General features: G+C 46.0%; 23 protein-coding genes and 9 tRNA genes. 27 read left to right on the plus strand and 5 right to left on the minus strand.

Annotated features, from left to right (window positions below):
• The 13 genes from ACHBID_RS02455 to ACHBID_RS02515 all read left to right on the plus strand — a co-directional run bounded on the left by ACHBID_RS02455 (position 1) and on the right by ACHBID_RS02515 (position 4,084).
• A tRNA-Glu gene (locus ACHBID_RS02455) sits at positions 1 to 71 on the plus strand.
• 8 nt (positions 72 to 79) lie between these two features.
• A tRNA-Ser gene (locus ACHBID_RS02460) sits at positions 80 to 169 on the plus strand.
• A 9-nt stretch (positions 170 to 178) separates the two neighbouring features.
• Positions 179 to 252 (plus strand) — tRNA-Met (locus ACHBID_RS02465).
• A 4-nt stretch (positions 253 to 256) separates the two neighbouring features.
• A tRNA-Phe gene (locus ACHBID_RS02470) sits at positions 257 to 329 on the plus strand.
• 15 nt (positions 330 to 344) lie between these two features.
• Positions 345 to 425: transfer RNA gene (locus ACHBID_RS02475), tRNA-Tyr, on the plus strand.
• 7 nt (positions 426 to 432) lie between these two features.
• Positions 433 to 503, plus strand: a tRNA-Trp gene (locus ACHBID_RS02480).
• A 7-nt stretch (positions 504 to 510) separates the two neighbouring features.
• Positions 511 to 583 (plus strand) — tRNA-His (locus ACHBID_RS02485).
• 11 nt (positions 584 to 594) lie between these two features.
• Positions 595 to 666, plus strand: a tRNA-Gln gene (locus tag ACHBID_RS02490).
• Between the two features lie 12 nt (positions 667 to 678).
• Positions 679 to 762: transfer RNA gene (locus ACHBID_RS02495), tRNA-Leu, on the plus strand.
• Between the two features lie 240 nt (positions 763 to 1,002).
• A complete protein-coding gene (dapD, locus tag ACHBID_RS02500) occupies positions 1,003 to 1,701 on the plus strand; it encodes a 2,3,4,5-tetrahydropyridine-2,6-dicarboxylate N-acetyltransferase (RefSeq protein ID WP_105111782.1) in 699 nt (232 codons plus the stop codon).
• A gap of 10 nt (positions 1,702 to 1,711) precedes the next feature.
• Positions 1,712 to 2,839: an N-acetyldiaminopimelate deacetylase gene (locus ACHBID_RS02505; protein ID WP_394731603.1), complete on the plus strand. Its 1,128-nt coding sequence runs from the start codon at positions 1,712 to 1,714 to the stop codon at positions 2,837 to 2,839.
• Between the two features lie 41 nt (positions 2,840 to 2,880).
• Positions 2,881 to 3,423 carry a 5-formyltetrahydrofolate cyclo-ligase gene (locus tag ACHBID_RS02510; protein WP_105122342.1) on the plus strand — a complete coding sequence of 181 codons (543 nt, stop codon included), beginning with the start codon at positions 2,881 to 2,883 and terminating at the stop codon, positions 3,421 to 3,423.
• A complete protein-coding gene (locus ACHBID_RS02515; protein ID WP_394720396.1) occupies positions 3,416 to 4,084 on the plus strand; it encodes a rhomboid family intramembrane serine protease in 669 nt (222 codons plus the stop codon). Before ACHBID_RS02510 ends, ACHBID_RS02515 begins: the two co-directional genes overlap by 8 nt.
• 19 nt (positions 4,085 to 4,103) lie before the next feature.
• Here the strand turns inward: ACHBID_RS02515 and galU are convergent, their stop codons facing one another.
• Together galU and ACHBID_RS02525 are read right to left on the minus strand one after the other, a co-directional pair.
• Positions 4,104 to 5,006 (minus strand): UTP--glucose-1-phosphate uridylyltransferase GalU, encoded by a 903-nt coding sequence (gene galU / locus ACHBID_RS02520; RefSeq protein WP_105122343.1) that lies wholly within the window; start codon positions 5,004 to 5,006, stop codon positions 4,104 to 4,106.
• Between the two features lie 39 nt (positions 5,007 to 5,045).
• Positions 5,046 to 6,062 carry an NAD(P)H-dependent glycerol-3-phosphate dehydrogenase gene (locus ACHBID_RS02525; RefSeq protein WP_105122344.1) on the minus strand — a complete coding sequence of 339 codons (1,017 nt, stop codon included), beginning with the start codon at positions 6,060 to 6,062 and terminating at the stop codon, positions 5,046 to 5,048.
• A 221-nt stretch (positions 6,063 to 6,283) separates the two neighbouring features.
• On the opposite strand from ACHBID_RS02525, the gene ACHBID_RS02530 reads away from it, so the two are divergent.
• From ACHBID_RS02530 to ACHBID_RS02565, 8 genes are all read left to right on the plus strand, one after another.
• The gene (locus tag ACHBID_RS02530; protein WP_394731605.1) at positions 6,284 to 6,733 is read left to right on the plus strand and encodes a MarR family winged helix-turn-helix transcriptional regulator; all 450 of its coding nucleotides are present in this window, start codon (positions 6,284 to 6,286) and stop codon (positions 6,731 to 6,733) included.
• Positions 6,726 to 8,432 carry an ABC transporter ATP-binding protein gene (locus ACHBID_RS02535; RefSeq protein ID WP_394731606.1) on the plus strand — a complete coding sequence of 569 codons (1,707 nt, stop codon included), beginning with the start codon at positions 6,726 to 6,728 and terminating at the stop codon, positions 8,430 to 8,432. The genes ACHBID_RS02530 and ACHBID_RS02535 overlap by 8 nt, the downstream gene beginning before the upstream one ends.
• On the plus strand, positions 8,433 to 10,217 hold the full coding sequence (locus ACHBID_RS02540; RefSeq protein ID WP_394731607.1) for an ABC transporter ATP-binding protein: 1,785 nt from the start codon (positions 8,433 to 8,435) through the stop codon (positions 10,215 to 10,217). It abuts the gene before it with no gap.
• Between the two features lie 64 nt (positions 10,218 to 10,281).
• The gene (locus ACHBID_RS02545) at positions 10,282 to 10,806 is read left to right on the plus strand and encodes a hypothetical protein (protein ID WP_394731608.1); all 525 of its coding nucleotides are present in this window, start codon (positions 10,282 to 10,284) and stop codon (positions 10,804 to 10,806) included.
• A gap of 28 nt (positions 10,807 to 10,834) precedes the next feature.
• Positions 10,835 to 11,278, plus strand: a complete 444-nt coding sequence (locus ACHBID_RS02550) for a dUTP diphosphatase (RefSeq protein ID WP_105160257.1) — start codon at positions 10,835 to 10,837, stop codon at positions 11,276 to 11,278.
• 6 nt (positions 11,279 to 11,284) lie between these two features.
• Positions 11,285 to 12,652 (plus strand): DNA repair protein RadA, encoded by a 1,368-nt coding sequence (gene radA, locus ACHBID_RS02555; RefSeq protein WP_394731640.1) that lies wholly within the window; start codon positions 11,285 to 11,287, stop codon positions 12,650 to 12,652.
• Positions 12,653 to 12,880: 228 nt separating this feature from the next.
• Positions 12,881 to 13,228, plus strand: coding sequence for a hypothetical protein (locus tag ACHBID_RS02560; protein ID WP_105110614.1), 348 nt, complete (start codon positions 12,881 to 12,883; stop codon positions 13,226 to 13,228).
• Positions 13,229 to 13,269: 41 nt separating this feature from the next.
• Positions 13,270 to 15,027: a glycerophosphoryl diester phosphodiesterase membrane domain-containing protein gene (locus ACHBID_RS02565; protein WP_394731609.1), complete on the plus strand. Its 1,758-nt coding sequence runs from the start codon at positions 13,270 to 13,272 to the stop codon at positions 15,025 to 15,027.
• Positions 15,028 to 15,116: 89 nt separating this feature from the next.
• On the opposite strand, the gene ACHBID_RS02570 is transcribed toward ACHBID_RS02565, so the two are convergent.
• A complete protein-coding gene (locus ACHBID_RS02570) occupies positions 15,117 to 15,653 on the minus strand; it encodes a GNAT family N-acetyltransferase (RefSeq protein ID WP_162840657.1) in 537 nt (178 codons plus the stop codon).
• A 14-nt stretch (positions 15,654 to 15,667) separates the two neighbouring features.
• Positions 15,668 to 15,967 carry a YbaB/EbfC family nucleoid-associated protein gene (locus ACHBID_RS02575; RefSeq protein ID WP_105110617.1) on the minus strand — a complete coding sequence of 100 codons (300 nt, stop codon included), beginning with the start codon at positions 15,965 to 15,967 and terminating at the stop codon, positions 15,668 to 15,670.
• 174 nt (positions 15,968 to 16,141) lie between these two features.
• On the opposite strand from ACHBID_RS02575, the gene ACHBID_RS02580 reads away from it, so the two are divergent.
• Together ACHBID_RS02580 and ACHBID_RS02585 are read left to right on the plus strand one after the other, a co-directional pair.
• Positions 16,142 to 17,311 (plus strand): SIS domain-containing protein, encoded by a 1,170-nt coding sequence (locus tag ACHBID_RS02580; protein WP_394731610.1) that lies wholly within the window; start codon positions 16,142 to 16,144, stop codon positions 17,309 to 17,311.
• A gap of 114 nt (positions 17,312 to 17,425) precedes the next feature.
• Positions 17,426 to 19,348: a fructose-1,6-bisphosphatase gene (locus ACHBID_RS02585; RefSeq protein ID WP_394731611.1), complete on the plus strand. Its 1,923-nt coding sequence runs from the start codon at positions 17,426 to 17,428 to the stop codon at positions 19,346 to 19,348.
• Positions 19,349 to 19,387: 39 nt separating this feature from the next.
• Here the strand turns inward: ACHBID_RS02585 and ACHBID_RS02590 are convergent, their stop codons facing one another.
• Positions 19,388 to 21,658 carry a Xaa-Pro dipeptidyl-peptidase gene (locus tag ACHBID_RS02590; RefSeq protein ID WP_394731612.1) on the minus strand — a complete coding sequence of 757 codons (2,271 nt, stop codon included), beginning with the start codon at positions 21,656 to 21,658 and terminating at the stop codon, positions 19,388 to 19,390.
• Between the two features lie 171 nt (positions 21,659 to 21,829).
• Between ACHBID_RS02590 and ACHBID_RS02595 the strand changes: the two genes are divergently transcribed.
• The 4 genes from ACHBID_RS02595 to ACHBID_RS02610 all read left to right on the plus strand — a co-directional run bounded on the left by ACHBID_RS02595 (position 21,830) and on the right by ACHBID_RS02610 (position 25,501).
• Complete coding sequence (locus tag ACHBID_RS02595; RefSeq protein ID WP_238143437.1) at positions 21,830 to 22,570, plus strand: CppA family protein; 741 nt, start codon at positions 21,830 to 21,832, stop codon at positions 22,568 to 22,570.
• On the plus strand, positions 22,567 to 23,508 hold the full coding sequence (locus ACHBID_RS02600) for a serine hydrolase domain-containing protein (RefSeq protein WP_394731613.1): 942 nt from the start codon (positions 22,567 to 22,569) through the stop codon (positions 23,506 to 23,508). Before ACHBID_RS02595 ends, ACHBID_RS02600 begins: the two co-directional genes overlap by 4 nt.
• Positions 23,502 to 24,044, plus strand: coding sequence for a DUF1697 domain-containing protein (locus tag ACHBID_RS02605; protein ID WP_172095367.1), 543 nt, complete (start codon positions 23,502 to 23,504; stop codon positions 24,042 to 24,044). Before ACHBID_RS02600 ends, ACHBID_RS02605 begins: the two co-directional genes overlap by 7 nt.
• Before the next feature lie 236 nt (positions 24,045 to 24,280).
• Complete coding sequence (locus tag ACHBID_RS02610) at positions 24,281 to 25,501, plus strand: MFS transporter (RefSeq protein ID WP_394731614.1); 1,221 nt, start codon at positions 24,281 to 24,283, stop codon at positions 25,499 to 25,501.
• The last annotated feature ends 19 nt before the right edge of the window (positions 25,502 to 25,520 follow it).

Consider the following 25,520-nt stretch of genomic DNA (forward strand, 5'->3'; position numbering starts at 1 on the left):
GTCCGTTGGTCAAGGGGTTAAGACACCGCCTTTTCACGGCGGTAACACGGGTTCGAATCCCGTACGGACTATATTTTATGGAGGATTACCCAAGTCCGGCTGAAGGGAACGGTCTTGAAAACCGTCAGGCGTGTAAAAGCGTGCGTGGGTTCGAATCCCACATCCTCCTTTTTATTGTCGCGGGATGGAGCAGCTAGGTAGCTCGTCGGGCTCATAACCCGAAGGTCGTAGGTTCAAATCCTGCTCCCGCAATTTTGGCTCGGTAGCTCAGTTGGTAGAGCAATGGATTGAAGCTCCATGTGTCGGCGGTTCGATTCCGTCTCGCGCCATTAACTTAATATTTTGGAGAGATAGCGAAGAGGCTAAACGCGGCGGACTGTAAATCCGCTCCTTCGGGTTCGGGGGTTCGAATCCCTCTCTCTCCATACCTTTACGGGCATAGTTTAAAGGTAGAACTAAGGTCTCCAAAACCTTCAGTGTGGGTTCAATTCCTACTGCCCGTGTTCTATGGCGGGTGTGGTGAAGTGGTTAACACATCAGATTGTGGCTCTGACATTCGGGGGTTCGATTCCCCTCACTCGCCTATTTTAATATTGGGGTATCGCCAAGCGGTAAGGCAAGGGACTTTGACTCCCTCATGCGTTGGTTCGAATCCAGCTACCCCAGTTATAACTATATGCCGGCGTGGCGGAATTGGCAGACGCGCTGGACTCAAAATCCAGTGTCCGCAAGGACGTGCCGGTTCGACCCCGGCCGCCGGTATAGTTGTGAAAGGAACGTTGATTTGTCGACGTTCCTTTTTGTGATAGGATCGTTGTCAACTGTAGTGGGTAGACGAAAGCTATATTCTTGAGAGGACCAGCTTAATCTTCTCGTTTTTAATGTTTGCCGCTGTTGAAATTTCTTTTACAAAGTTTTGTTCTATATTACAAACCATATTCCCCGAATTTTCTGAAAATTTTTGGTATAATAGTAAAAAATAATCTTTAGATAGGAAATACTATGACTGCAACAAAAATGAACGCTCAAGAAATCATCCAATTTATCGCCAATGCTGAGAAGAAAACGGCTGTGAAAGTGACCTTTGAAGGTCAGTTGGTGGCAGAAGTTCCGGCAACTGTCATCAAGCTGGGCAATGTCCTCTTTGGTGACTGGAAGGATGTGGAGCCGCTTTTGGCTGGCTTGACGGAAAATGTGGATTATGTGGTGGAAAATGACGCTCGCAACTCAGCTGTACCATTGCTTGACAAGCGTGCTATCAACGCTCGTATCGAGCCGGGGGCTATTATCCGGGACCAAGTTGCTATCGGTGATAATGCGGTCATCATGATGGGTGCCGTTATCAACATCGGTGCGGAAATCGGTGCAGGGACTATGATTGACATGGGTGCCGTGCTTGGTGGTCGTGCGACGGTCGGTAAAAATAGCCATATCGGTGCAGGTGCAGTGCTTGCAGGCGTGATTGAGCCAGCGTCAGCAGACCCAGTTCGCGTCGGCGATAATGTCTTGGTCGGTGCTAATGCCGTTGTCATCGAAGGCGTGCAAATCGGTAGCGGTTCTGTCGTTGCGGCAGGTGCCATTGTGACTCAAGACGTGCCTGAAAATGTGGTAGTAGCAGGTGTTCCAGCCCGCATTATCAAAGAAATCGACGCTCAAACCCAACAAAAAACAGCCTTGGAAGAGGCTCTCCGTACACTCTAAGAGGTAGTTCATGCTCGATTTAATTGCGACTAGGCGTGCTCTCCACCAAATTCCTGAAATTGGGATGGAAGAGTTCAAGACCCATGCCTATTTGATGGACGTCATTGGTCAGCTACTGGAAAATTGTGCTTTTGCTCAAGTTCGGACCTGGAAAACGGGTATTTTGGTCCATCTGACAGGTTCTGCGCCGGAAAAAACCATCGGTTGGCGGACGGATATTGACGGCTTGCCTATCGTTGAGGAAACGGGGCTGGATTTCAAATCTCTCCATCCTGACCGTATGCATGCCTGTGGACATGATTTTCACATGACCATTGCCTTGGGGCTTTTGGAGAAAATGGCAGAGCAGCAACCCAAGCATAATCTGCTCTTCCTCTTTCAGCCTGCAGAGGAAAATCTGGCTGGCGGCATGCTCATGTATGAGGCAGGTGCCTTTGGTGAGTGGTTGCCAGATGAATTTTATGGGCTCCATGTCCGACCAGACCTCAAAGTTGGTCAAATGGCCACCAACCGTGCGACCCTTTTTGCGGGCACTTGTGAAGTCAAGATACGGTTTACTGGAAAAGGTGGCCACGCAGCATTTCCCCATACCGCAAATGACGCCCTTGTGGCGGCCAGCTACTTTGTGACCCAAGTCCAGTCGGTGGTTAGTCGCAATGTGGACCCGATAGAGGGGGCAGTGGTAACCTTTGGGCACATGCAGGCGGGCACGACCAATAACGTCATCGCCGAAACGGCCTTTTTGCACGGCACCATTCGGGCCTTAACGCAAGACATGAGCCTTTTAGTGCAAAAACGTGTCCGTGAGGTGGCTGAAGGCATTGCCAAATCTTTTGGTGTAGAGCTAGACATCGTGCTCAACCCAAGCGGCTATCTGCCTGTGGAAAACAATCCGAAACTAGCAGATGAATTCATGACTTACTTTGATGGTGTGGAGGGAGTTGAGATGATTGACTGCCCACCTGCCATGACGGGTGAGGACTTTGGTTATCTGCTCAACAAGGTACCGGGGGTCATGTTCTGGTTAGGAGTGGAGACGCCTTATCCCCTCCACAATCCCCGTCTCAATCCCAATGAGGCTGCTCTTCCCTTGGCTGTGGATAAGTTGAGTGGATTTTTGAAAATGAAAGTGAACTAAGGTTGGTTTTCCAGCCTTTTTTCTGAAAAGGAGAATATTCTTTGGATAAAAAAATCATTCGTAAGGAAATGTTGGCTCAATTGAAGTTTTTGTCCTCGAGTCAGCGGGAGAAGAGCAGTCAGACCATGACTGATTTGTTGGTAGAGACAGAGGCTTACAAGTCTGCAACCTCTCTTGCCACCTATCTTTCCATGCCACATGAGTGGAATACGCGTTATCTGATTGAGCAGGCACAGGCGGATGGTAAGCAGATTTTCATCCCTAAGACCTATTCACAAGGGCGGATGGATTTTGTAGAATATAATCCTAATGATTTGGTCAAGTCGGCTTTTGGTGTCTGGGAACCGGGAACTTATTCACAACCTGTGGATAAGTCTGTGATTAACTTAATTCATGTGCCCGGTTTGGCTTGGAATAAGGCCGGTTTTCGGATTGGATATGGTGGCGGATTTTATGATCGCTACCTAGCTGATTTTCACGGGCAGACGGTGTCGACTTTGGCAGATTTTCAGCTACTGGCTATTGAGCCGGAGATATTTGACCAAGCAGTAAAGGAGTTAGTGATTGTTGAGACAGATGTTTGATAGACGGTACCCTGTGACCAATGGCTTGTTGGCTGTGACGACGGCTGTATTCTTGCTCATCCAAATCTTGCGTTTTGGGCAGACGACCGCGGCCTATACGATTTTTGAATTTGGCGGTATGTATGGAGAGGCGGTACGCCAGGATCCTAGTCAGCTATGGCGCCTGATTTCGCCGATTTTTGTTCATATCGGCTGGGAACATTTTTTGTTTAACAGTATCACCTTGATTGGGCTGGGTTACCAGCTGGAAGGACTGTTTGGTCCACGCCGCTTCTTTTTGCTCTATATGCTGTCGGGAATGATGGGCAATCTTTTTGTTCTCTTTTTCACTCCGGGAGTGGTCGGAGCGGGAGCGTCGACCTCCTTGTTTGGCCTCTTTGCGGCTATGGCCCTCCTGAGAAAATTTAGTCGCAGTCGCTATTTACAGGTTCTTGGGCAACGCTACATGATGCTTTTGGGGATGAACTTAGTGCTTGGACTCTTCACACCTTCGATCTCTATGGCAGGTCATATCGGTGGCGCGGTCGGCGGTGCCCTAGTCGTCATTTTTCTTCCACCGCTTGTGGAAAAAAATCTGTTTTCTGGTAAGCAAATCTTTTACAGCTTTATTAGTTATTTAGCTATATTCATTCTCTTGTTGGGCATCTTTTATCTGGTATAAGAAAAAAACTAGCGATTTGCTAGTTTTTCTTTGTTTTTTCTAATGATTTACCAAGGTCAATCAAATATTGTTTCAAATCGTCTCTGACCTGTGGGTGTTGTAGGGCGTAGTCAATGGAAGTTTTCATGAAACCAAACTTATCACCGACATCGTAACGAGCGCCCTTGAATTCACGAGCGAATACGCGTTGGGTTTTGTTGAGGGTATCAATGGCATCGGTCAATTGGATTTCGTTGCCGGAACCTGGTTTTTGATTTTCAAGAATTTCAAAAATTTCCGGTGTGAGAAGATAGCGACCGATAATGGCCAAGTCAGATGGAGCATCTTCAGGTTTTGGTTTTTCCACAAATGTATCGACACTGTAAAGGCCATTGACACCTTCGCCATGAGGTGCAATGACACCGTAGGCTGACACCTCTTCGTGGGGAACCGGCATAACAGCAATGGTTGAAGCATGTGTTTTTTCAAAATCGTTCATCAATTGTTTGGTCAATGGGACAGCTTTTTTATTGGTAATATCCATGAGGTCGTCACCCAACATGACAACGAAAGGCTCATTGCCGACAAAGGCCTTGGCTTGCAAGACCGCATCGCCCAAGCCACGCGGATGACTCTGACGAATGAAATGCAGGCGGATACCAGTTGTTTCATCGACCAGTTTGAGCAATTCATTCTTACCTTTTTCTTTTAAGTTGTATTCCAATTCAAAGTTTGAATCGAAGTGGTCCTCAATAGAACGTTTTGATTTACCAGTAACCACCAAAATGTCTTCAATGCCAGATGCAAGGGCTTCTTCAACGATAAATTGGATAGTTGGTTTGTCAACGATCGGCAACATTTCTTTAGCGAGTGCCTTTGTTGCCGGCAAGAAACGTGTTCCCAAACCAGCAGCAGGGATGACGGCTTTTCTAACTTTCTTCATACATTTTTCCTTGTACTTTATTGATGATTAACAATTTTATTAGTGCCATTCATTTTCATGACGGAATTCGCCGGACATGATTTCTTGGATGGCATCTTTGATTTGGGCACCCTGGTAGATGACCTTGTAAATGGCTTGGGTAATTGGCATGTAGACCCCGAGTTCTTGGGCCAATTCGTAGGCAGCCTTGGTCGTGGAAATTCCTTCGATGACCATGCCCATATTGGCTTCAATGTCTTCCAGTTTCTCGCCCTTACCAAGCAGGTCTCCAGCCCGCCAGTTGCGGGAATGAACTGATGTACCGGTGACAATCAAATCACCGACGCCAGACAGTCCGCTGTATGTCAAAGGATTGGCACCCATGGCGACACCGAGGCGGGTAATTTCTGTCAAGCCACGAGCGATAATAGCAGCCTTGGCATTGTCACCATAGCCCAGCCCGTGCAAGGCCCCGGCTCCGACTGCGATAATATTTTTAAGAGCGCCAGCTGTTTCTACGCCGATTACGTCGTTGTTAGTATAGAGACGGAAGTAGCGATTGCTGAAGAGATTTTGGACATAGGTTGCTGCCTCTATGTCTTTGGATGCGGCAGAAATCAAGGTCAAGTCGCGGACGATGGTTTCCTCAGCGTGGCTAGGACCGGAGACAACAACGACTTCTGAGCGCAGGTCAGCAGGGATTTCCTCCTCAAGTACTTGAGACAGGCGTTTGTGGCTGTCTGGCTCCAAACCTTTTGAGGCATGCATGACTACAACCTTGTGCTTGAGGGTCTCGGCAACCTGCTTGGCTACCAGACGGGTAACTTTTGTCGGAACAACGAAGAGTACAGCGTCCACACCATCTAGCGTTTCAGCCAAATCCTTGTAGGCAACAATCTTCTCGTCTAGAACAATGTCCTTGAAATAGCGCGTATTAGTATGTTTTTCATTGATTTCATCAATCTGCTCCGGGATATTTCCCCAGATACGGACACTATGCCCGTTATCATTGAGCACCTGAGCTAGGGCTGTTCCCCATGAGCCAGGTCCCAAGATAGCAATGGTTTGCTTTTCCATAATGCTTCCTCTGAATTCATGTTTTTACCATTATATCATATATAAAATTTTTTTGAAAATAGCAGAGCGAAAAAGGCGGCTTGCAGGAAAAGGACAGGTCGGTTTTTACAAAATGAAAAAATCTATGAAAACAAAGAAAATGTTTCATTTTGCTTGACAATAGTTCTCTAGAAAACTATAATGATTCTCATGGTCATTAACTAACAATGAAAGGAGTTTCGATGGGAGATTTTTTAACAGAATTTCGTTCCCTGCTCAATCAGGTGGAACAGATTGGTGACAAGATTGCCAAGGAACATGGTGTAGAGCATCTCGCTGGTCCTCAGGGATGGGCCTTGCTTTATCTAGCTAAGTGTTCTGACAAGGAAGTCTTTGTTAAGGATATTGAAAAAGAAATGAAAATTTCTAAGTCAGTTGCTAGTAATCTGGTCAAACGAATGGAGAAAAATGATTTTATTCAAGTCATTCCATCCAAGCAGGATAAGCGCTACAAGCAGATTATCCTGACGGCGAATGGGCAGGAAAAAGTTAGTCGCCTAGATGACTTCCATCAGGAGCTGCACCAATCATTGTTTAATAAGATTACAAAAGAAGATTTTCAATTGGTGAAGCAGTGGGCCCATCAATTATCTGATAATATTAAGGAATATAAGGAGAAGAACAATGTTTAAAGAAGCGATACTGCGTTATAAGTGGTATGCCTTGGCCTCGGTTTTATTAACGGCAACGGTCGTGACAACTGCTCTGCTACAGCCGAGCTACTTGAAGGATGTCTTGACAGCTGTCTTGACCAACGACAAGACAGAGATTGTTGAAGTCGGTAAACTCTTGCTGGTTATTGCTGGGATTGGACTTTTGGCTGGTTTAGCCAATACTATCGTGGCAGCGAAGATTTCCCAGGGGGTTTCGGCGGATATCCGCGAAAAAACTTTTAGAAAAATCCAAAGTTTTTCTTATGCAAATGTGGAAGAGTTTAATGCGGGGAATTTGGTCGTTCGGATGACCAACGATGTCAGCCAGATTCAGAACTTGACCATGATGCTCTTTACCATCTTGTTACGGGTTCCCCTCCTCTTTGTCGGAGCCTTCATCATGGCGGTGCGGACCATGCCTGAATTGTGGTGGGTCATCGTTCTGATGGTTATTTTGATCATGGCGATTATGGCTGTGGTCATGGGGGTTATGGGTCCACGATTTGGGAAATTCCAGACTCTGATGGACCGCATGAACGGCATTGCCAAGGAAAATCTGCGCGGTATCCGTGTGGTCAAGTCCTTTGTACAGGAAAAAAATCAATACGATAAGTTCAAGTCTGTGTCTAATGAACTCTTGGACCTCAACCTCTTTATCGGTTATGGTTTTTCAATCCTGCAACCCTTGATGATGTTTATTTCTTTCATGGCTATTTTCTTGTCCCTCTACCTGGTATCTGGGATGGTGGATACGAATTTTGAGGCGATTGGTGGCTTTACTTCCTTCATGAGCTACCTTATGCAGATTATGTTTGCTATTATCATGGCCTCTTTCATGGGCATGCAGGCATCTCGCGCAGCTATTTCCATCAAACGGATCAGCGAGGTCTTGGATACCGAGCCTGCTATGACCTTTAAAGATGTGGCAGATGAAGAACTCGAAGGCCGGATTGTCTTTGATAATGTCAGCTTTACCTATCCGCATGACACGGAGCCGACTCTGAAAAATATTTCCTTTGAGATTGAGCCAGGCCAAATGGTCGGTGTGGTTGGAGCGACGGGCGCTGGTAAATCAACGCTTGCCCAACTCATTCCGCGTCTCTTTGACCCGCAGGAGGGGACGGTCTCTATCGGGGGTCGTGACTTGAAAGAAGTCAATCAAAATACTCTTCGTAACACGGTTTCTATCGTCTTGCAGAAGGCCATTCTCTTTTCGGGTACTATTGCAGACAACCTGCGTCAGGGCGCGCCTGGGGCGGACTTGACACGCTTGGAGCGGGCCGCAGGTATTGCCCAGGCCAAGGAATTTATCGACCGTTTGGATGATAACTATGAAAGCCAGGTCGAGGAGCGGGGAAATAACTTCTCCGGTGGTCAGAAGCAACGGATGTCTATTGCCCGTGGTGTGATTTCTGAGCCAAAAGTCTTGGTACTAGATGATTCGACCTCAGCCCTTGACGCCAAGTCTGAAAAATTGGTACAAGAGGCCCTCAATCATGATTTGAAGGGGACAACGACGGTTATCGTTGCCCAGAAGATTTCTTCTGTTGTCAAAGCTGATAAGATTTTGGTACTTGATGAAGGTCGTCTGATCGGCCAAGGTACCCACGCCGAGCTGGTAGCTACGAACGATGTCTACCGTGAAATCTACGAAACACAGAAAGGGAGAGAAGAATAAATGAAGACTTTACGTTTCTTTTGGTTTTATTTTAAACGTTATAAACTGTCCTTTGCTATGATTTTTGTGGCTATTGTTGCGGCGACTTATTTGCAGGTGAAGACACCGGTTTTACTGGGGAATGCCATTACAGAATTGGGAAAAATTGGTCAGGCTTATTTTGCGGCGAAGCAAATGGGACAGACTGGTTTTAAGCCGGACATAGCTGATTTTAACGGGGTTATGCTCAACATTCTCATGGCCTATGTGGCGACGGTTGTGGCTTCCTTGATTTATACTCTCCTCTTCACGCGTATCGTGGCTCATTCGACCAACCGTATGCGTAAGGGTTTGTTTGGCAAGCTGGAACGTTTGACAGTTGCCTTCTTTGATAGCCACAAGGACGGGGACATTCTTTCTCGCTTTACCAGTGATTTGGACAATATCCAAAACGCTTTTAACCAGTCCTTGACCCAAGTGGTGACCAACATTGCCCTTTATGTTGGTATGGTTATCATGATGTTCCGTCAGGATCCTCGCTTGGCCTGGGTCACCATTGCTTCTACGCCAGTTGCCTTGGTTGCTCTAGTGATTATCATTCGCTTATCACGCAAATACACGGACTTGCAGCAGGCTGCGGTGTCTAAGCTTAATGCCTACATGGACGAGAAAATTTCTGGACAAAAAGCGATTATTGTACAGGGTGTGCAGGAAGAGACGATTGATGGTTTCTTGGAACTCAATGAAGAAGTCCGTCGTACGACCTTCAAGGGGCGCTTGTTTGGTGGGATCCTCTTCCCATTTATGAATGGTATGAGCTTGGTCAATACGGCCGTCGTTATCTTTGCAGGCTCCAGCATTGTCCTTAATGATAGCTCACTGGAAACAGCTGCCGCACTTGGTTTGGTGGTGACCTTTGTTCAGTATTCGCAACAGTATTACCAGCCAATCATGCAGGTTGCTGCCAGCTGGGCAGAATTGCAGCTAGCTTTTACAGGAGCTCATCGTATTCAGGAAATGTTTGATGAGCCTGAGGAAGTTCGCCCTCAAAACGCTCCGCTATTTACCGAATTAAAAGAAGGTGTTGAAATCAAGGACATCGACTTTGGCTATCTGCCGGGTCAGAAGGTCTTGGACAAGGTGTCTATCTCTGCTCCTAAGGGCAAAATGGTGGCGGTCGTTGGTCCGACGGGGTCTGGTAAGACAACCATTATGAACTTAATCAACCGCTTCTATGATGTCAATAGTGGTAGCGTGGCCTTTGACGGCCGCGATATTCGGGAATATGACTTGGACAGCTTGCGGGATAAGGTCGGTATCGTTTTGCAGGAGTCGGTGCTATTCTCGGGTACTATTGCGGACAATATCCGCTTCGGTGATGAGAGCATTTCGCAGGAAATGGTGGAAACCGCAGCTCGTGCTACCCATATCCACGACTTCATCATGAGCTTGCCAGAGGGGTATGAAACCTTTGTGACCGATGATGAGAATGCCTTCTCAACAGGTCAGAAACAGTTGATTTCCATTGCCCGTACGCTTTTGACAGATCCACAAGTCTTGATTTTGGACGAAGCAACGTCAAACGTTGACACCGTAACAGAAGCCAAAATTCAAAAGGCCATGGAGGCCATTATCGCAGGACGGACCAGCTTCGTCATTGCCCACCGCCTCAAAACCATTCTCAATGCGGACGAAATCATCGTCCTCAAAGATGGAAAAGTGATTGAGCAAGGCAACCATAGCCAGCTCCTCAAGCTCAACGGCTTCTACGCCGAACTCTACCACAACCAGTTTGTGTTTGAATAAAATCAAGATTCCAGCCATTAGGTTGGAGTTTTGCTTTACCCTGTATTTCCTGTATAATAGACCTATGAAAAGACAGAGCATTTGGGTTGAATTGTTTCCCCTAGAAAAAGAAGAAATCCTTGCCTACTTAGATGATAAGAAAATTTTGATAAACGACTATTTCAAGACCTACCTAGTTCACCCTGCTTATCAAGAAGTGGTGGAGAAACAGAAGTGTTTAGTTGAGATTGTCAGCCTAGCCGACATGGGATTTGATAGGGAAGCGGCTGCTCCTCAGATAGAGGAGAGAGCCGTGGAAATGGGTTATCAATTACCACCAGCTCCTCTGGGAGTTTATCTTCGGTTGGCCTTGTTGGAACAGGAAGTCAGCCAGGATACTGTACTCTCCCAAGGAAAATCACCAGATGGAGCCATTTGTTTGCTGTCGCCTCAGTTGGAAGAAGAATTCACCTTCCCTCGTAGTGTCTATCTTCGCAAGGTTGACCAAGACTTGTGGCTACGTGCAGCCCACTTTGATGACGAGTATGCCTTTCCTTTAACAACCCTTTTTGCATTTGTGATGAAAAATGCGAATGAATACAATGAATAAAATGAAGAAAATGATATAAGGAGATTTTATGAAAATCCGTGGTTTTGAACTGGTCAGCCAGTTTACTGATGAAAATTTATTGCCAAAACGTGAGACAGCCCATGCAGCAGGTTACGACCTGAAGGCTGCAGAAACCGTCAGCTTGGAGCCAGGTGAGATTAAGCTGGTGCCAACGGGTGTCAAGGCCTATATGCAGGCCAATGAGGTCCTCTATCTCTACGACCGTTCGTCCAACCCTCGCAAGAAGGGGCTGGTTTTGATTAACTCGGTTGGGGTTATCGACGGCGACTACTATGGAAATCCAGCCAACGAAGGCCACATCTTTGCCCAGATGCGAAACATCACAGAAGAAACCGTGTTGGTGGAAGCTGGCGAGCGGATCGTACAGGCTGTTTTTGCACCCTTCCTCTTGGCTGACGGCGACCAGGCCGACGGCGTTCGGACGGGTGGATTTGGCTCGACAGGGAAATAGGAGGAAATCATCATCGCTAAGAAAAAAACAACCTTTGTCTGTCAATCCTGCGAGTACCACTCGCCCAAGTATCTAGGCCGTTGCCCCAACTGTGGCTCCTGGTCTAGCTTTGTCGAGGAAGTGGAAGTCGCCGAAGTCAAGAACGAGCGGGTCAGCCTGACAGGTGAGAAAACCCGTCCCATGAAGCTCAATGAAGTGTCGTCCATTCAAGTAGCCCGCACCAAGACCAACATGGAAGAGTTCAACCGTGTCCTCGGTGGCGGTGTGGTACCGGGAAGTTTGGTCCTGATCGGTGGCGATCCAGGGATTGGCAAGTCCACCCTGCTCCTGCAGGTATCGACCCAGCTGTCCACCATTGGCACCGTCCTCTACGTGTCGGGTGAAGAGTCTGCCCAGCAGATTAAGCTCCGTGCCGAGCGTTTGGGGGACATTGACAGTGAGTTCTATCTCTATGCGGAGACCAATATGCAGAGTATTCGGACCGAAATTGAGAAAATCAAGCCAGATTTCCTGATTATCGACTCTATCCAGACCATCATGAGTCCTGATATCTCCAGTGTGCAAGGATCTGTCAGTCAGGTCCGTGAAGTGACCAACGAGCTCATGCAGATTGCAAAGACCAACAACATCGCAACCTTTATCGTCGGCCACATGACCAAGGAAGGAACCCTGGCTGGACCGCGGACCTTGGAGCATATGGTGGATACTGTTCTCTATTTTGAGGGCGAGCGGCAACACACCTTTCGTATCTTGCGGGCGGTCAAAAACCGCTTTGGCTCCACCAACGAAATCGGCATTTTTGAAATGCAGTCGCAGGGCTTGGTCGAAGTTCTCAATCCCAGCGAGGTCTTTCTGGAAGAGCGTCTGGACGGAGCGACTGGCTCGGCTATTGTCGTGACCATGGAGGGCACCCGCCCTATCCTTGCCGAAGTGCAGGCTCTGGTGACCCCGACCATGTTTGGCAATGCCAAGCGGACTACGACAGGCTTGGATTTCAACCGTGCCAGCTTGATTATGGCGGTTTTGGAAAAACGGGCAGGTCTGCTCCTCCAAAACCAAGATGCCTACCTTAAGTCAGCTGGCGGTGTCAAACTGGATGAGCCAGCTATTGACCTGGCGGTCGCAGTTGCCCTTGCTTCCAGTTACAAGGACAAGCCAACCAACCCACAAGAGTGCTTTATAGGCGAAATCGGTCTAACAGGGGAAATCCGCCGCGTCAATCGGATTGAGCAACGGATTAACGAAGCCGCTAAATTGGGCTTTACCAAGGTCTATGCTCCTAAAAATTCCCTGACAGGTATCAAGGTGCCCAAGGAAATCAATGTTGTCGGCGTGACAACCATTGGCGAAGTCCTACAGAAGGTGTTTGGGTGATATAGGCGTATGACCTGTATCAATCAATATGATAAGAATTAGTATTATAGAAGAGTTTGGCGTTTTCCAAACTCTTTTAATCTTTACCATCTGCCAAATTTAGCTGGTATTATGTTTATTAGTCATTCTTGAGCCCAGTCGGAATTTGATTACAAGAGAAGTAAATTGGGCTCAAATTGGGTAGAAATTGTTTTTGAAAGGGTTTACAATGCTATTAAGGAGGAACTTATGATTGATAATCGTACACTTGCAATCCTCATGGAATTATTTGCTACTAGTCAAATGAACCTATATGAATTAAGTATTCAGACGGGAATCGACAAAGGCACACTTCAATCCAGTATCGAAATTGTCAATCAGTTATTAAAAGAGCAGTCATTAGACTCTATAGATTTTAATGAGGAATACTATAGTGTTCCAGACTCGTTATTAAAGAGTAAGGATCAAATATTTCAGTTGTTTAGCAATAGGCAAATCTATTTATCTCAGGAACAGCGCCAACTAGTTATTTATCTCTATACTTTTATTCGAAAAGATTTTGTATCCAGCTTTTTATCTTGTCGCCTTCTCACCTGACTTGGCTTGAAAAATTCCTTGAATTATGGGACACTAGGTCTATGGATAGAATACGTCGTGAATTTCAAAAGGTTTATTATAATCTGGATAAAATCCTGCTCTTGTTTTTTGTCTCCTTTACTGTTATGGAGTTTGTATGGATTCCGCTCAATTCCTGGTTGGCAGAATTTCTTCTGTCGCTGACAGGCCATGCCTACCTATCTCCAACAAATGTCCTCCAAGTCCTATCTAGCAATCTTTTTGTTACTGTTCTTTTTGCCCTGCTGGTCATTCTAAATATCTTGGTTGCCTATCTGGAAATTGCCCTCATCTTTACTGGGGTTAGGCAGTTGTTGGACAATCGGGTCAAGCATTTGAGAGATTATATTAAGGATGTTGGACGGGATATGGTGGGGATTATCAGCCATACCAGTCTCCCTAAAATTAGCTTTCTCCTATGCTATGCAACGGTGTTATTGCCCTTTTTGCGTAGGATTTTGAATATTTATTATTTTAATAAGCTAGTCATTCCTCAGTTTGTGTTGGATTATCTTGAAAAGAACAATCTTGTAGCCTTAGTGATTGCTCTAAGTTTGTTGGTCTTTTCTTGGTTATCTGCTAGGCTCATGTATGCTATACCTAAGATTTATTTTGAACACCGAGGGGTCAAGGAATCAGTAGCCCACTCCTGGAATCAAACCCGGGGGTGGCAGCAGTTGGTAGCCTACGCCCGCCTCTTGTGGACAATGACCTTGCCTGGTCTGGTTATACTTGGTGTTGGGCTCACCCTCTATCTGTTCCAGCTTTTGGTGGACAAGACTCTGCCTTCCCTGGCCTATCCCCTGGCCTTGCTGAGCTTCATCCTCTTCAGGCTGACCTACTATGGGGCTATTGCCATGTTTATGACCAAGTTTGTGACTCTCTTGACTGGTCAGCATTTACCAAGCTACCGACGAAAGCGCCTGCGTCACCGCCTCCGTTTGCTGATTGTGGTAAGCTCTGCCTTACTCTTTGGTTTGGACGGGGCTCTCAGCCTTTATTATCCCTTTGAAAGCCTGCCAGTGACCATTTCTCACCGAGGTGTGGATGATGAAAATGGTGTCCAAAATACCCTTGAATCTCTGGAGTTAACTGCCCAGCTCAGGCCGGATTTTGTGGAGATGGACATTCAGGAGACCAAGGACGGTCAGTTTGTCGTCATGCATGATACGAATTTGTTGGCCTTGACGGGAAATACCGGAGGTACGCACGATTATAGCTTGCAGGAGTTGACCTCCATGACCGCCTCGGAAAACGGTCAGTCTGCACCAGTTCCGTCCTTCGATGCCTATCTGGATAAGGCAGACCAATTGGGTCAGAAACTCCTGGTCGAAATCAAGGAGACCAAGCAAGATAGTCCTGATTTAGCTAAGAATTTTGTCAAAAAATATGGAAAACGCCTCTTGGCCAAGGGGCATCAGTTTCATTCGCTAGATTATCAGATCATTGTAGAAATCGAGAAGGTTCTGCCCCAGCTAAAAACCTATCTGATTTTGCCCTTTAACAGTATCTATCCTCAGACAGTAGCGGATGGCTACACCATGGAATATACTTCTCTGGACCAAAATTTCATGATGAAGTCTTGGTTACGCGGCAAGTCGGTCTATGTCTGGACGCCCAATGATGAGGACGAAATGACACGAATGGCTATGCTTCAGGTGGATGGGATTATCACCGACCAGCTTGAGAGCTTGCAGAGGGTTGAAGACAGTCTGCGGTCAACCACCCGCTATGCAGATTTGTTCCTCTTGCAGGTCGAGTCTTTGTTATATGGATTGTAAAAAACATGAGTTCGGATGGAACCCACGTTTTTAATGTGAAATGGGAAGGAATTCCCATCGAAAGTAAGTTTTGAGAGCTTCATACTAGCCTAGGAGTTGTGCCATTCTTCTCTGAGAATGCCGTATTTGACAGAGTCATAGCAGTATCCCTGCCAGTAGCGAACCTTGCGAATCTGTCCTTCTTTTCGCATGCCAATCTTTTCAGCTACCCGCATCATGCCAGGATTACCAGACCAGGTGGTCAGTCCGATGTGTTCCAGTTCTGGCATGCTTGTGAAAATCTGACGAATCCATTTCTGGAGGGCTAGGGTTGCGAATCCTTTTCCCCATTGGTTCTCATTATAGATTTCGATACCAACTTCTAGCCAGCGTGTAGCTTGATTTTCCCAATAATAACTAACCATTCCGATTGGCTCTCCATCTACCAAGATGCCTCGAACTTCTTCTGTTTGGAACCAAGGATAGCGCGGTGATTCTTGGAAATTGGTGAAGTCTTTATAAGCCTGATAGTCATCGAAATAGGGGGCTGCGAACTCTTTCCAGTAGGGTTTTTCGTCAGAGAATCCTATTTTCCAAATAGTTCGGAGTGCTTGCTCTGTAAGAGGGAGGAGTTCTAGGTTGGACACGGGAGTGCTCCTTTCTAAAATGGCAATTTCCCTGCGAAGGCACCGAGTTTCTTCTTGGTTGCCTCATCAATTTGTTCCAGCGCTGCATTAACCGCCTGAATGGTCATATCCTGCAAGGTTTCGATGTCGTCAGCGTCAACAACTTCAGGTTTGAAGTCGATGGCAACCAATTTCTTGTCGCCTGTCAAAGTTGCGGTGACCAAGTCTTGTGCAGAAGTGCCTGTAAACTGGGTTGCAGCCAGTTCAGCCTGGCTTTTCTCCATTTGCTTTTGCAATTTCTGGGCCTGTTTCATCATTTGTTGCATATTCATCATAGTGTCTTTCCTCCAAAAGTATTCTGGAAGTATTATAGCATGAAAAGCGCCGAATTGAGTAGGAAAAAAGTTAGAGAAAATTAAAATATTAACCTACTTTAAGTTGACTTTGTGGAAAAAATCGCTTATAATAAAAGAAAAACTGGTTATAACCAGATGAAACAAGGAGGACCTATGTTCCGTTTAGCAAAAGAAGAACTTGAAAAGTTGGGTGCCCATATTACAGCGGGTGAGATTTTCCAACAGCCTGGACTCTGGCGCGAGGCCTACCAGCTCTATCTCGATAAGCTTGAAGTCATAGAGCGCTTTGTGGCTAACATCAAGGAGAAACATGATTTTGTCCATGTCATTTTGACGGGGGCAGGGACATCTGACTTCGTTGGTCAGAGCATCGCCAACTACCTCAATAATGTCAATGACTTGAAACGCATTCGCTTCTCAGCCATTGGTACGGTAGAATTGGTTGGTCGTCCGCATGATTATCTTCAGGCTGATGTACCGACTATCCTGGTATCCTTTGCCCGTTCTGGAAATTCTCCAGAGAGTGTGGCAGCGGTGGAAATTGCCAAGACACTGGTTGACACCCTTTACCAAGTAACCATTACCTGTGCACCTGAAGGGAAATTGGCTCAAGCGGCAGAGGGAGATGCAGACAATCTCTTGCTCTTGCAACCAGCCGGCTCCAACGATAAGGGCTTTGCCATGACAGGTTCTTACAGCTGTATGTCCTTGACGGCCCTGCTTGTCTTCTCGCCAGCTAGCCAAGAAGAAAAAGCTGCATGGGTCGACACCATAGCTCGCCTTGGCCAGGATGTCTTGGACCGTGAGGACTTCATCCAAGGGATTATTGATCTGGATTTTGAGCGCGTGATTTACCTGGGAGCAGGCGGTTTCTACGGGGTTGCCCACGAGGCTCAGCTGAAGATTTTGGAATTGACCGCTGGTAAGATTGCGACCATGTACGAGTCTCCGCTCGGTTTCCGTCATGGACCAAAATCCTTTATCAACGACAAGACCTTGATTTTCCAATTTGTCTCAAATGATGCTTATACACGTCAGTACGATGTGGACCTCTTGAATGAGGTGCATGGGGACGCAATAGCAGAGCGAATTGTTGCCCTTTCTGCATCGAAATTGGAAGGCACTGAGGCACCAAATTTCGTCCTCGCAGAAGGCGGAGCAGACCTGCCAGATGTCTTCTTGACCTTCCCTTACATCATCTTTGCACAGACAGTGTCTATCATGGCAGCCATCAAGTGTAAGAACTTACCAGATACACCATCCCCAACAGGCACCGTAAACCGTGTAGTGCAAGGTGTGATTATTCATCCTTTAGAAAAATAGGCAGTAAAAAAAACGAGTTGCAGGTGCAGCTCGTTTTCTTTTCTTGCAATCGGAGGAAAATTTAGTTAGACTAAATTAGTAACCGCTTTCAATTTTGCCCTGGAAGGAGAAGAAATGGACAGATACTATCGTTTACTCAAGGAAAAGTTTCCAACTAAATCAGCCGTTATGACAGAACTCATCAATTTAGAAGCTATTCAGCATCTCCCTAAGGGGACTGAATATTTCGTCAGTGATTTGCATGGTGAATTTGAGGCATTTGACTATTTGTTGAGAAGTGGAGCAGGTCTTATAAAACATAAGATCAATGATTGTTTTGCGGCGGAACAAAATGATAAAAGGGTATTGGAGGAACTCGCCTTATATATTCTGTATCCAAAAGAAAAGATGGAGAGAGATGTGAGCCAGTTCGGCGAAAGTGGTCTAGAGACTCGTCTGTTAGCTATCCTTCCTTTGATGCTGGAATTTACCCGATTTTTAGGCGAAAAATATAGTCGATCCAAAGTTAGAAAGGCAATGCCAAAAGAATTTGCTTATATCATCGAAGAATTGCTGGCAGAGAGTGAAAACAAGGCTGCAAAGCAAAAATATGTTACCGCTATCTTAGCTAAAGTCGCTCAATTAGATCAATTGGAAGAGTTAGTAGAGGCCCTATCACTGTTGATTCAGCGACTCAATGTGGACCATTTGCATGTAGTTGGGGACATCTATGATCGTGGTAAAGATCCTGATCGAATATTAGATACCCTTCTCCAACATCAATCGGTTGATATTCAGTGGGGCAATCATGACATAACTTGGATGGGGGCAATTTCGGGCTCACTTGTCTGTTTAGTAAATGTGATTCGGATTGCTGCTCGCTATAATAATTTAGAATTATTGGAAGAACGATACGGGATTAACTTGCGTCCCTTAATCGCTTATAGTCAAAAATATTTTTCTTATCAACAAGCTTTTGAACCAGTTTTAGATGGGGAAGTATTGAGTCAAGCCGAGTCAGTTGTACTAAATCAATTGCAGCAGTCAACAGCACTATTGCAATTTAAATTGGAAGAACAGTTAATCAAACGTAGACCAGAGTTTAAATTGAACCATCGAAAACTCTTGAGTCAGGTAGATTTTGTTACGAATACCATTTGTTTGAACGGAGTAGAGTATCCATTGGATGGTCTAACCACAGAAACCATTGATCAAAAAGAACCAACCCAGCTCAGCTTGGAAGAAGTAGCGCTTCTGCAACAGTTAAATCACAGTTTCCAGCAGTCTGAAAAATTACGTCGCCATGTTGATTTTTTATTTGAAAAAGGTAGTATGTACCTGGTCTACAATCAGAATTTGCTTTTTCATGGCTGCCTGCCTCTTCACGAAAATGGAGATTTCAAGTCTTTGAGAATAGATGGAATGGCTTATGCAGGTAAGGACTTGCTTGATTTTTATGAAGCATCCATTAGAAGGGCCTATAAGAATCCAGAAATTCAGGATGATCGTGAGACAGACCTCTTTTGGTACCTCTGGGTGGGTGAAAGTTCCTCTTTGTTTGGAAAGAAAGCGATGACGACCTTTGAGCGATATTATATTTCTGATAAAACGACCCACTTTGAGGAGAAGAATGCCTATTATCGCTTGCGCAATCAAAAAGATATTTGCCAACTGATTTTAGAGGAGTTTGGTTTAACTGTTGACGGTCGCATTATCAATGGACATACACCAGTGCGTGAGAAAATCGGGGAAAGTCCCATAAAAGCAGATGGACAGATGTTGGTGATTGATGGCGGCTTTGCAAAAGGCTATCAGGCCAAGACAGGCTTAGCTGGCTACACATTGGTTTCCAACAGCTATGGATTACAACTTGTTGCCCACAGGCCGTTTACAGGTGTTGATACAGTCTTGGCTGGTGGAGGAGAGATTATTTCTGCTCAACGTTTAGTAGATGAGGTGCATCATCGGATATTGGTAAAGTCCACTACAATCGGTTCTAAGCTAGCTAAAGAAATTCAGGAGTTGGACTATCTTTACCAGAACTTTGAAGAATTCTAAATACAAAAACGAGTTGCAGGTGCAACTCGTTTTCTTGTCTTATGGTCTTGGGAGATGGATGGTCGAATGGTCCAAGTCAATCGAAATAGTCCAGTCACTATTATCCCGAACAGTGCATTCAAAGTCTGTCGTGTAGAGAATGAGTTCTAGCACATCGCCTTTTTTCAGCTGGTAGATAGTCGGTTGCAGTTTCCAGCTCAGGTCCATCCACTGGTCTGGCACCACTTCCTCAATTTTCATCAAGTCAGTACGGTTTTGTAGGTTCATAAAGCCCTTGGTCACCAAGCGTTGCGGCATCTCCACATAAGGCAACTCTATCAGATTTTCTTGGGCATGGTAACGGCCGTTGTCCAGACTTAATCGTGTTTTCGGTGTTGGGATTGGGGCTAGACGTTTTTTATTTCCCTTGTCCAATAGCTGAGCAGATAAGAGGCCCTTGGCTACACTAGAAGATACACGGAGTTTCAGCGTGACCTGTCCGTTAATCAGGAGATCCTCCGTTATAGGCAGTTCCATGCTGACTTGGTTGGCCTTACCTGCGTAGAGGTCTTGGTGAAAGGCAGGGTAGGATTTGCCGTAGCGGTCAAAATCTTCTTGGGCATAGTGATTGGAAATGGTCTGGCTTCCAGTTCCCAGTGGTAAGACAGCCTCTTGTCCACCGCCAAAGGTTTCCAGTGTGGTCCAGCTTTGCTCGCCAGTATTTTCCTGCCAAATGACGGTCGGAAGTTGGTAGGCATTGTCGTGGCCAAGGAGTTTTTGGCTGAGCAGGGCGTTCATGCTTTCACGGAAATCAATGGATTGCCAATTATTGATGTAAACGTGGGCACCGTTGTGGAAGAAGAGGTGCTTTTTGATGTGACTTGGCAGGGCATGGAACATATTCCAGACGTGGATTGGCTTGACATTCCAGTCCTGTGAACCGTGGGTAAAGACGACCTCGCACTTGACCTTATCAGCCTGGAGCAGGTAGTTGCGGTCCTGCCAGTATTGGTTGTAGTCACCGCTGGTGCGGTCCAGGGCAGCTCGTTCTGCTGCCAATCCTTTTTCGTAGGCTGCTTTATTGCGGAGGAAGTCGCCTGCTTGCAGACTCTTGGAGTAGGTCAGGGCAGTCAAGCTGTCCAGGTCCTCGCCTGGATAGCCACCAGGGCTGGTCACCAAACCATTTTCACGGTAGTAATCATACCAAGACGAAATACCTGCCTCTGCGATAACTACCTCAAGTCCGTCAACACCTGTTGTCGCAAGGGCGTTGGACATGGTACCTAGGTAAGACAAGCCAGTTGTCGCAACCTTGCCATTGGCCCAATCAGCCTTGACCTGCACGGTGCGCGTGTGGTCTGTGTAGGCTTTGGTGCGACCGTTCAGCCAGTCAATCACCGCTTTGTAGCCCTCAACCTGCTGGTAGTCGCCAGATGTCATGTAGCCAGTCGAGCCTAGAGTTCCAACTCCAGAAACATGGAGGCTGGCAAAACCGCGTGATAGGAAGTAGTCATTGAGTGAATAAGAGCCGATATGTCCCAGTTTTTCAGTCGCTGGGCTTGTCGGCAAGTCACGCTGGTCTAGTTCAAGGGTCTTGTAGCTTGGTGTGCCCACCTCAATTTTGCCGGGAGTCTTTTTAGCCAGCTCCGTTTCCATTTTGTGAAGAGCCTTATCGCTTGCGACATCATTGGTTCCTTGGTGATAAGGGCTATTGGTAATGATAGCGGGAATGCCCCCCTCGTGGTGAGGACGTAAAATAGAAACCTTGACAATGTCCGTCTGCCCAGTTCCTGCTGTGTCCACAGGCGTTTCGACATAGACGACCTCGCGAATTAGATTCTTGGTCGAGAAGGTCGCAAGGGCTTTGCCATTGAAGAAATGATACGCATTATCTTCAGGAATCAAATCATCCGCTACCAGCTGGTCAATCAAGGTATTGCCTGACTTGGTGCGCGTATTGAGTAGCTGATAGAGATTTTCAATGATGTCGCCAAAGACAATTGGGAAATTGGTTTTCTCGGCAAAAGCTGCAACATCAGTATAGTCAAAGTTTGGCACAAAGCCCAGCAATTGAAAGGCTACTTGGTAGAAAACTTCCGCAGTGACTTGGCGGTCCGACTGAAAGAAGGTCAAGAGGTCTGTCTCCCAGTCTGCAATCATATTGGACAGGGCAAAGTCTGTGTTGGTTGTCAGAAAATGACAGGTTCTTACAAAAATTTCCAGGATTTCTTTTATTTCTGCTTGACTATCGACCGCAAAGCCGATAGAATGGAGTTCGTTTACAATGGTTTCCCGATTTTGTGGGATGTATGAGAATTGATTAAAACGCATAGGAGCTCCTTATTTTCTGAAATTATCTACCTTCCATTATAGCGGAAAAGGGGCAAATTTGTCTAAGAATAGTTAGAAATTCTGTAAGGAAAAATGTCGAAATCTACAGGAAATCATTTGTAAAACTAAGTAAAATTCTATATAATATCTAGGAATGATATTAGGAGGGAAATGATTGTGTTAAGGGAAAATCAAGCCGTAGTACCTGTGCTGCGGGTCAATAATAGAAGTGTTAATCAAGCCTTCCTAGAAGATAATTTGGGGATGAAAACCAAGCTGGAAGACGGCCCATTTGCGGAATTTGCTGGTCATCAAGACAGCGAGATTAGGCTGGTTTTGCAGGAATCGCCAGGCAATCGTAGCCGGGCTGTTCATGGACTGAAGAAGCTCAATAAAATCATTATCAAGGTCGAGAAGGTTCACGAAATTGAGGCTCTGTTGGCTAATGGAACGGTTTACAGCAAGCTCTACAAGGGGCATAATGGCTATGGTTTTGAGGCAGTATCGCCTGAGGGAGATACTTTTTTGCTCCACAGTGAGGCAAGCATCGATGATTTAACAGCTATTCTGCCACCAGTTCCTTTTAAGGGGGATGCTGATTTCGCTGGTTTAAGTCATTTTGAGGTGGAGTCTGTTTGGATTAACAGCCCTCATCCAGTAGTTAGCCAGGATTTTTATGAGACTATCTTGCCCAACCAGGACTTTTTGCGTTTTGTTGGGGCAGAGGGTGAAGATTTACTGACACCAGCAGAAGAGATCTGGGACTTGGACAGCCTCCGTTTTGCGGTAGAGAGTGATTATGATTGGTCTGATTTGGAGAGCAAGCTGGACGTTCCATTTTTCAAAGACAAGAAAGCGACTTTTATCCAAACAACAGACCCAAGCGGTATTGAATTGTGGTTTGAAAAATGAGAAAAACAATCTTAGACAAGATTTCAGAGCAGATTGAGCAGGGAGTCTATCCTGGCGCCAGTCTGGCTCTTTTTTCTAAGGGCCAGTGGCAGGAGTATTATCTGGGTACCCAGGATGGTCAGACGCCAGTTGAGGCGGGTTTGACCTATGATTTGGCTTCTGTTTCCAAGGTGGTGGGAGTTGGCACTCTTGCGACTTTTTTGGTCAATAGCGGAGCTTTGGAGCTAGATAGAACCTTGCAGTCTTACTATCCTGCTTTTCAGAATAGTCAAGTGACCATCCGGCAATTATTGACCCATACTAGCGGTATCGATCCTTTCATTCCCAATCGGGATAGTCTGGATGCGGACCAATTAAAAGAAGCTATTTTGAAGATTAGGGTGACGGATAAAAAAGATTTTCTCTATACAGATATCAATTTTCTTCTGCTGGGCTTTTTGCTGGAAGAACTGGGTGGAGCTAGTCTGGATCAGCTAATCAGACGAGGTGTTCTAGAGCCCTTTGGCATGTCCCAAACCTCTTATGGACCAGTCAGTCAGGCGGTACCGACGGTGCGTGGTGTCAAGGCAGGTGTGGTGCATGATCCTAAGGCGCGTGTCTTGGGGGGACATGCTGGAAGTGCTGGTCTTTTTTCGACGGTTAGGGATTTGGAAATCTTCTTGGAGCATTATCTGACAGCGGACTTTGCAGCAGATTTGACCCAGGATTATGGCTTTGACGACAAGCGCAAGCGGTCGCTAGCCTGGGATAAGAAGGGGAACTGGTTGTCTCACACAGGCTATACAGGCACCTTTATCATGTACAATCGTCCCTTGCAGCTGGCGGCTATTTTCCTTTCGAATCGAACCTTTGACAAGGATGAGCGGGCTCAGTGGAAGTTGGACCGCAATCAGGTCATGAAATTGATAAAACAGGTTTTGGAGGAGGAAGTATCGTGAGATATGTCTTGTTACTGCGGGGCATCAATGTTGGCGGACGCAATAAGGTCGTCATGGCGGAGCTCCGCCAGCAGGTAGAGGCCATGGGCTACACAGATGTTGAGACCTATATCAATTCTGGGAATTTATTTTTCTCGTCGGCCCATAGCAGAGCGGATATCGTGGCGGACTTTGACCAGTTTTTTGCGGCGAATTATCCTTTTGTTGAGGCCTTTGCTCTTCTGAGCGAAGAAGATTACGGGGCGGAGCTAGTCCAATTACCAGCTTGGTGGCAGGAAGATTATTTCCGGAAGAATGTACTCTTTTTTACAGAGAAACTTGAGTTTGACAAATTGAAAAACTATTTGGCAGACCTTGTGCTAGGAGCTGAGATTTTCCAGCTGACGGACCGGGCTATTTATTGGGTGGTGACTTCTGAGGCAGGCTACCATGGCACGGCCTATCATAAAAAATTAGCTGGTTCTCCCTTTTACAAGCAATTGACCATCCGGAATGATAAGACTTTTGAGAAATTGGGGCCTTATCTGAATCAGTAATGCATACAATTAGTTGACAGCTAGTCTCTTTTTTAGTAGACTGGTAAAAATTGTTAATAGCTTTAACTGTGTCCTGTGAGGCATAAAAGTGAATCAATGAGAGATGGAAAGGTATTTTTCCACATTATTTTAATGCACTTTTAAGAGCAGGGACGGTAGTTCCTGTTTTTGTTTGAGCTTTTCTCAATTTTTAATAAAGGTGGTCTGTGAGCCACCATTAAAAAGGAGAATTGTCTATGTTGGGTTTGAAACTCGATAAAAATAATCAGCGTGCCTTAGCGGCGGCCATTGTGGCTTCTGGAACAGACGATTTAAATGTCATGTTCCTGTCATTTTCTATGGCTAATATCATAGCAGAGCTGGGCATTTCTGGAGCCCAGGCTGGCTGGATTGCGACCATCACCAATCTGGGTATGCTACTGGGTGGACTAGTATTCGGTGTCCTTGCTGACCGCTACAATAAATTTAAGGTTTTCAAGTGGACCATTGTCATCTTTGCAGTTGCCACGGGACTCATCTACTTTACCAATAGCCTGCCTTACCTTTACCTCATGCGTTTTATTGCCGGCATCGGGGTCGGTGGTGAGTATGGTGTCGCTATTGCTATTATGGCAGGTATTGTCCCCAAGGAAAAGATGGGACGAATTTCTTCCCTCAATGGTATCGCGGGCCAGATTGGTTCTATCAGCTCGGCTCTCTTGGCAGGCTGGTTGGCTCCAAGTTTAGGCTGGAAGGGGCTCTTCCTTTTTGGGCTCTTGCCTCTCCTTCTGGTCTTATGGATGCAAGTGGCTATAAAAGATGATGCCATCTTAGACCATTCTCCAGGCCAGGACAAGGAAGATACGGAAGTCGCTCATGTTAGTCAATTGTTTAAAACGCCTGCTTTGACAGTCCAGACACTGGCATTGATGGTTATGACAACGGTGCAAATCGCAGGCTACTTCGGTATGATGAATTGGTTGCCGACCATTATTCAAACCAGTCTAAATATTAGTGTCAAAGATTCTTCTTTGTGGATGGTCACTACCATTCTTGGTATGTGTATAGGTATGTTGGTTTTTGGTCATATATTGGATAAGTTTGGCCCGCGACCTGTTTTCAGCGCCTTTCTCCTTGCATCTGCTGTATCTGTCTATCTTTTCCAGTTTGCCAATTCCCATGTGACTATGATCCTAGGTGGCATGATAGTTGGTTTCTTTGTCAATGGGATGTTTGCGGGTTACGGGGCCATGATTACCCGTCTTTATCCACATCACATCCGCTCTACAGCCAATAACGTTATCCTAAACGTCGGTCGGGCAGTAGGAGGCTTCTCCTCTGTCATTATCGGTATGATTCTGGATGCTTCCAGCCCAGCCACTGTCATGGTCTTCCTATCTAGTCTTTACCTGATTAGCTTTGTAGCAATGCTCTCCATTCAAAATTTGAAGAAAGAACGGTATAGCCAATTTCAGTAGCTGAAGAGAATTTGGTTGC

This window comes from Streptococcus sp. A25 (genome assembly GCF_043674095.1).
Taxonomy (GTDB): domain Bacteria; phylum Bacillota; class Bacilli; order Lactobacillales; family Streptococcaceae; genus Streptococcus; species Streptococcus suis_V.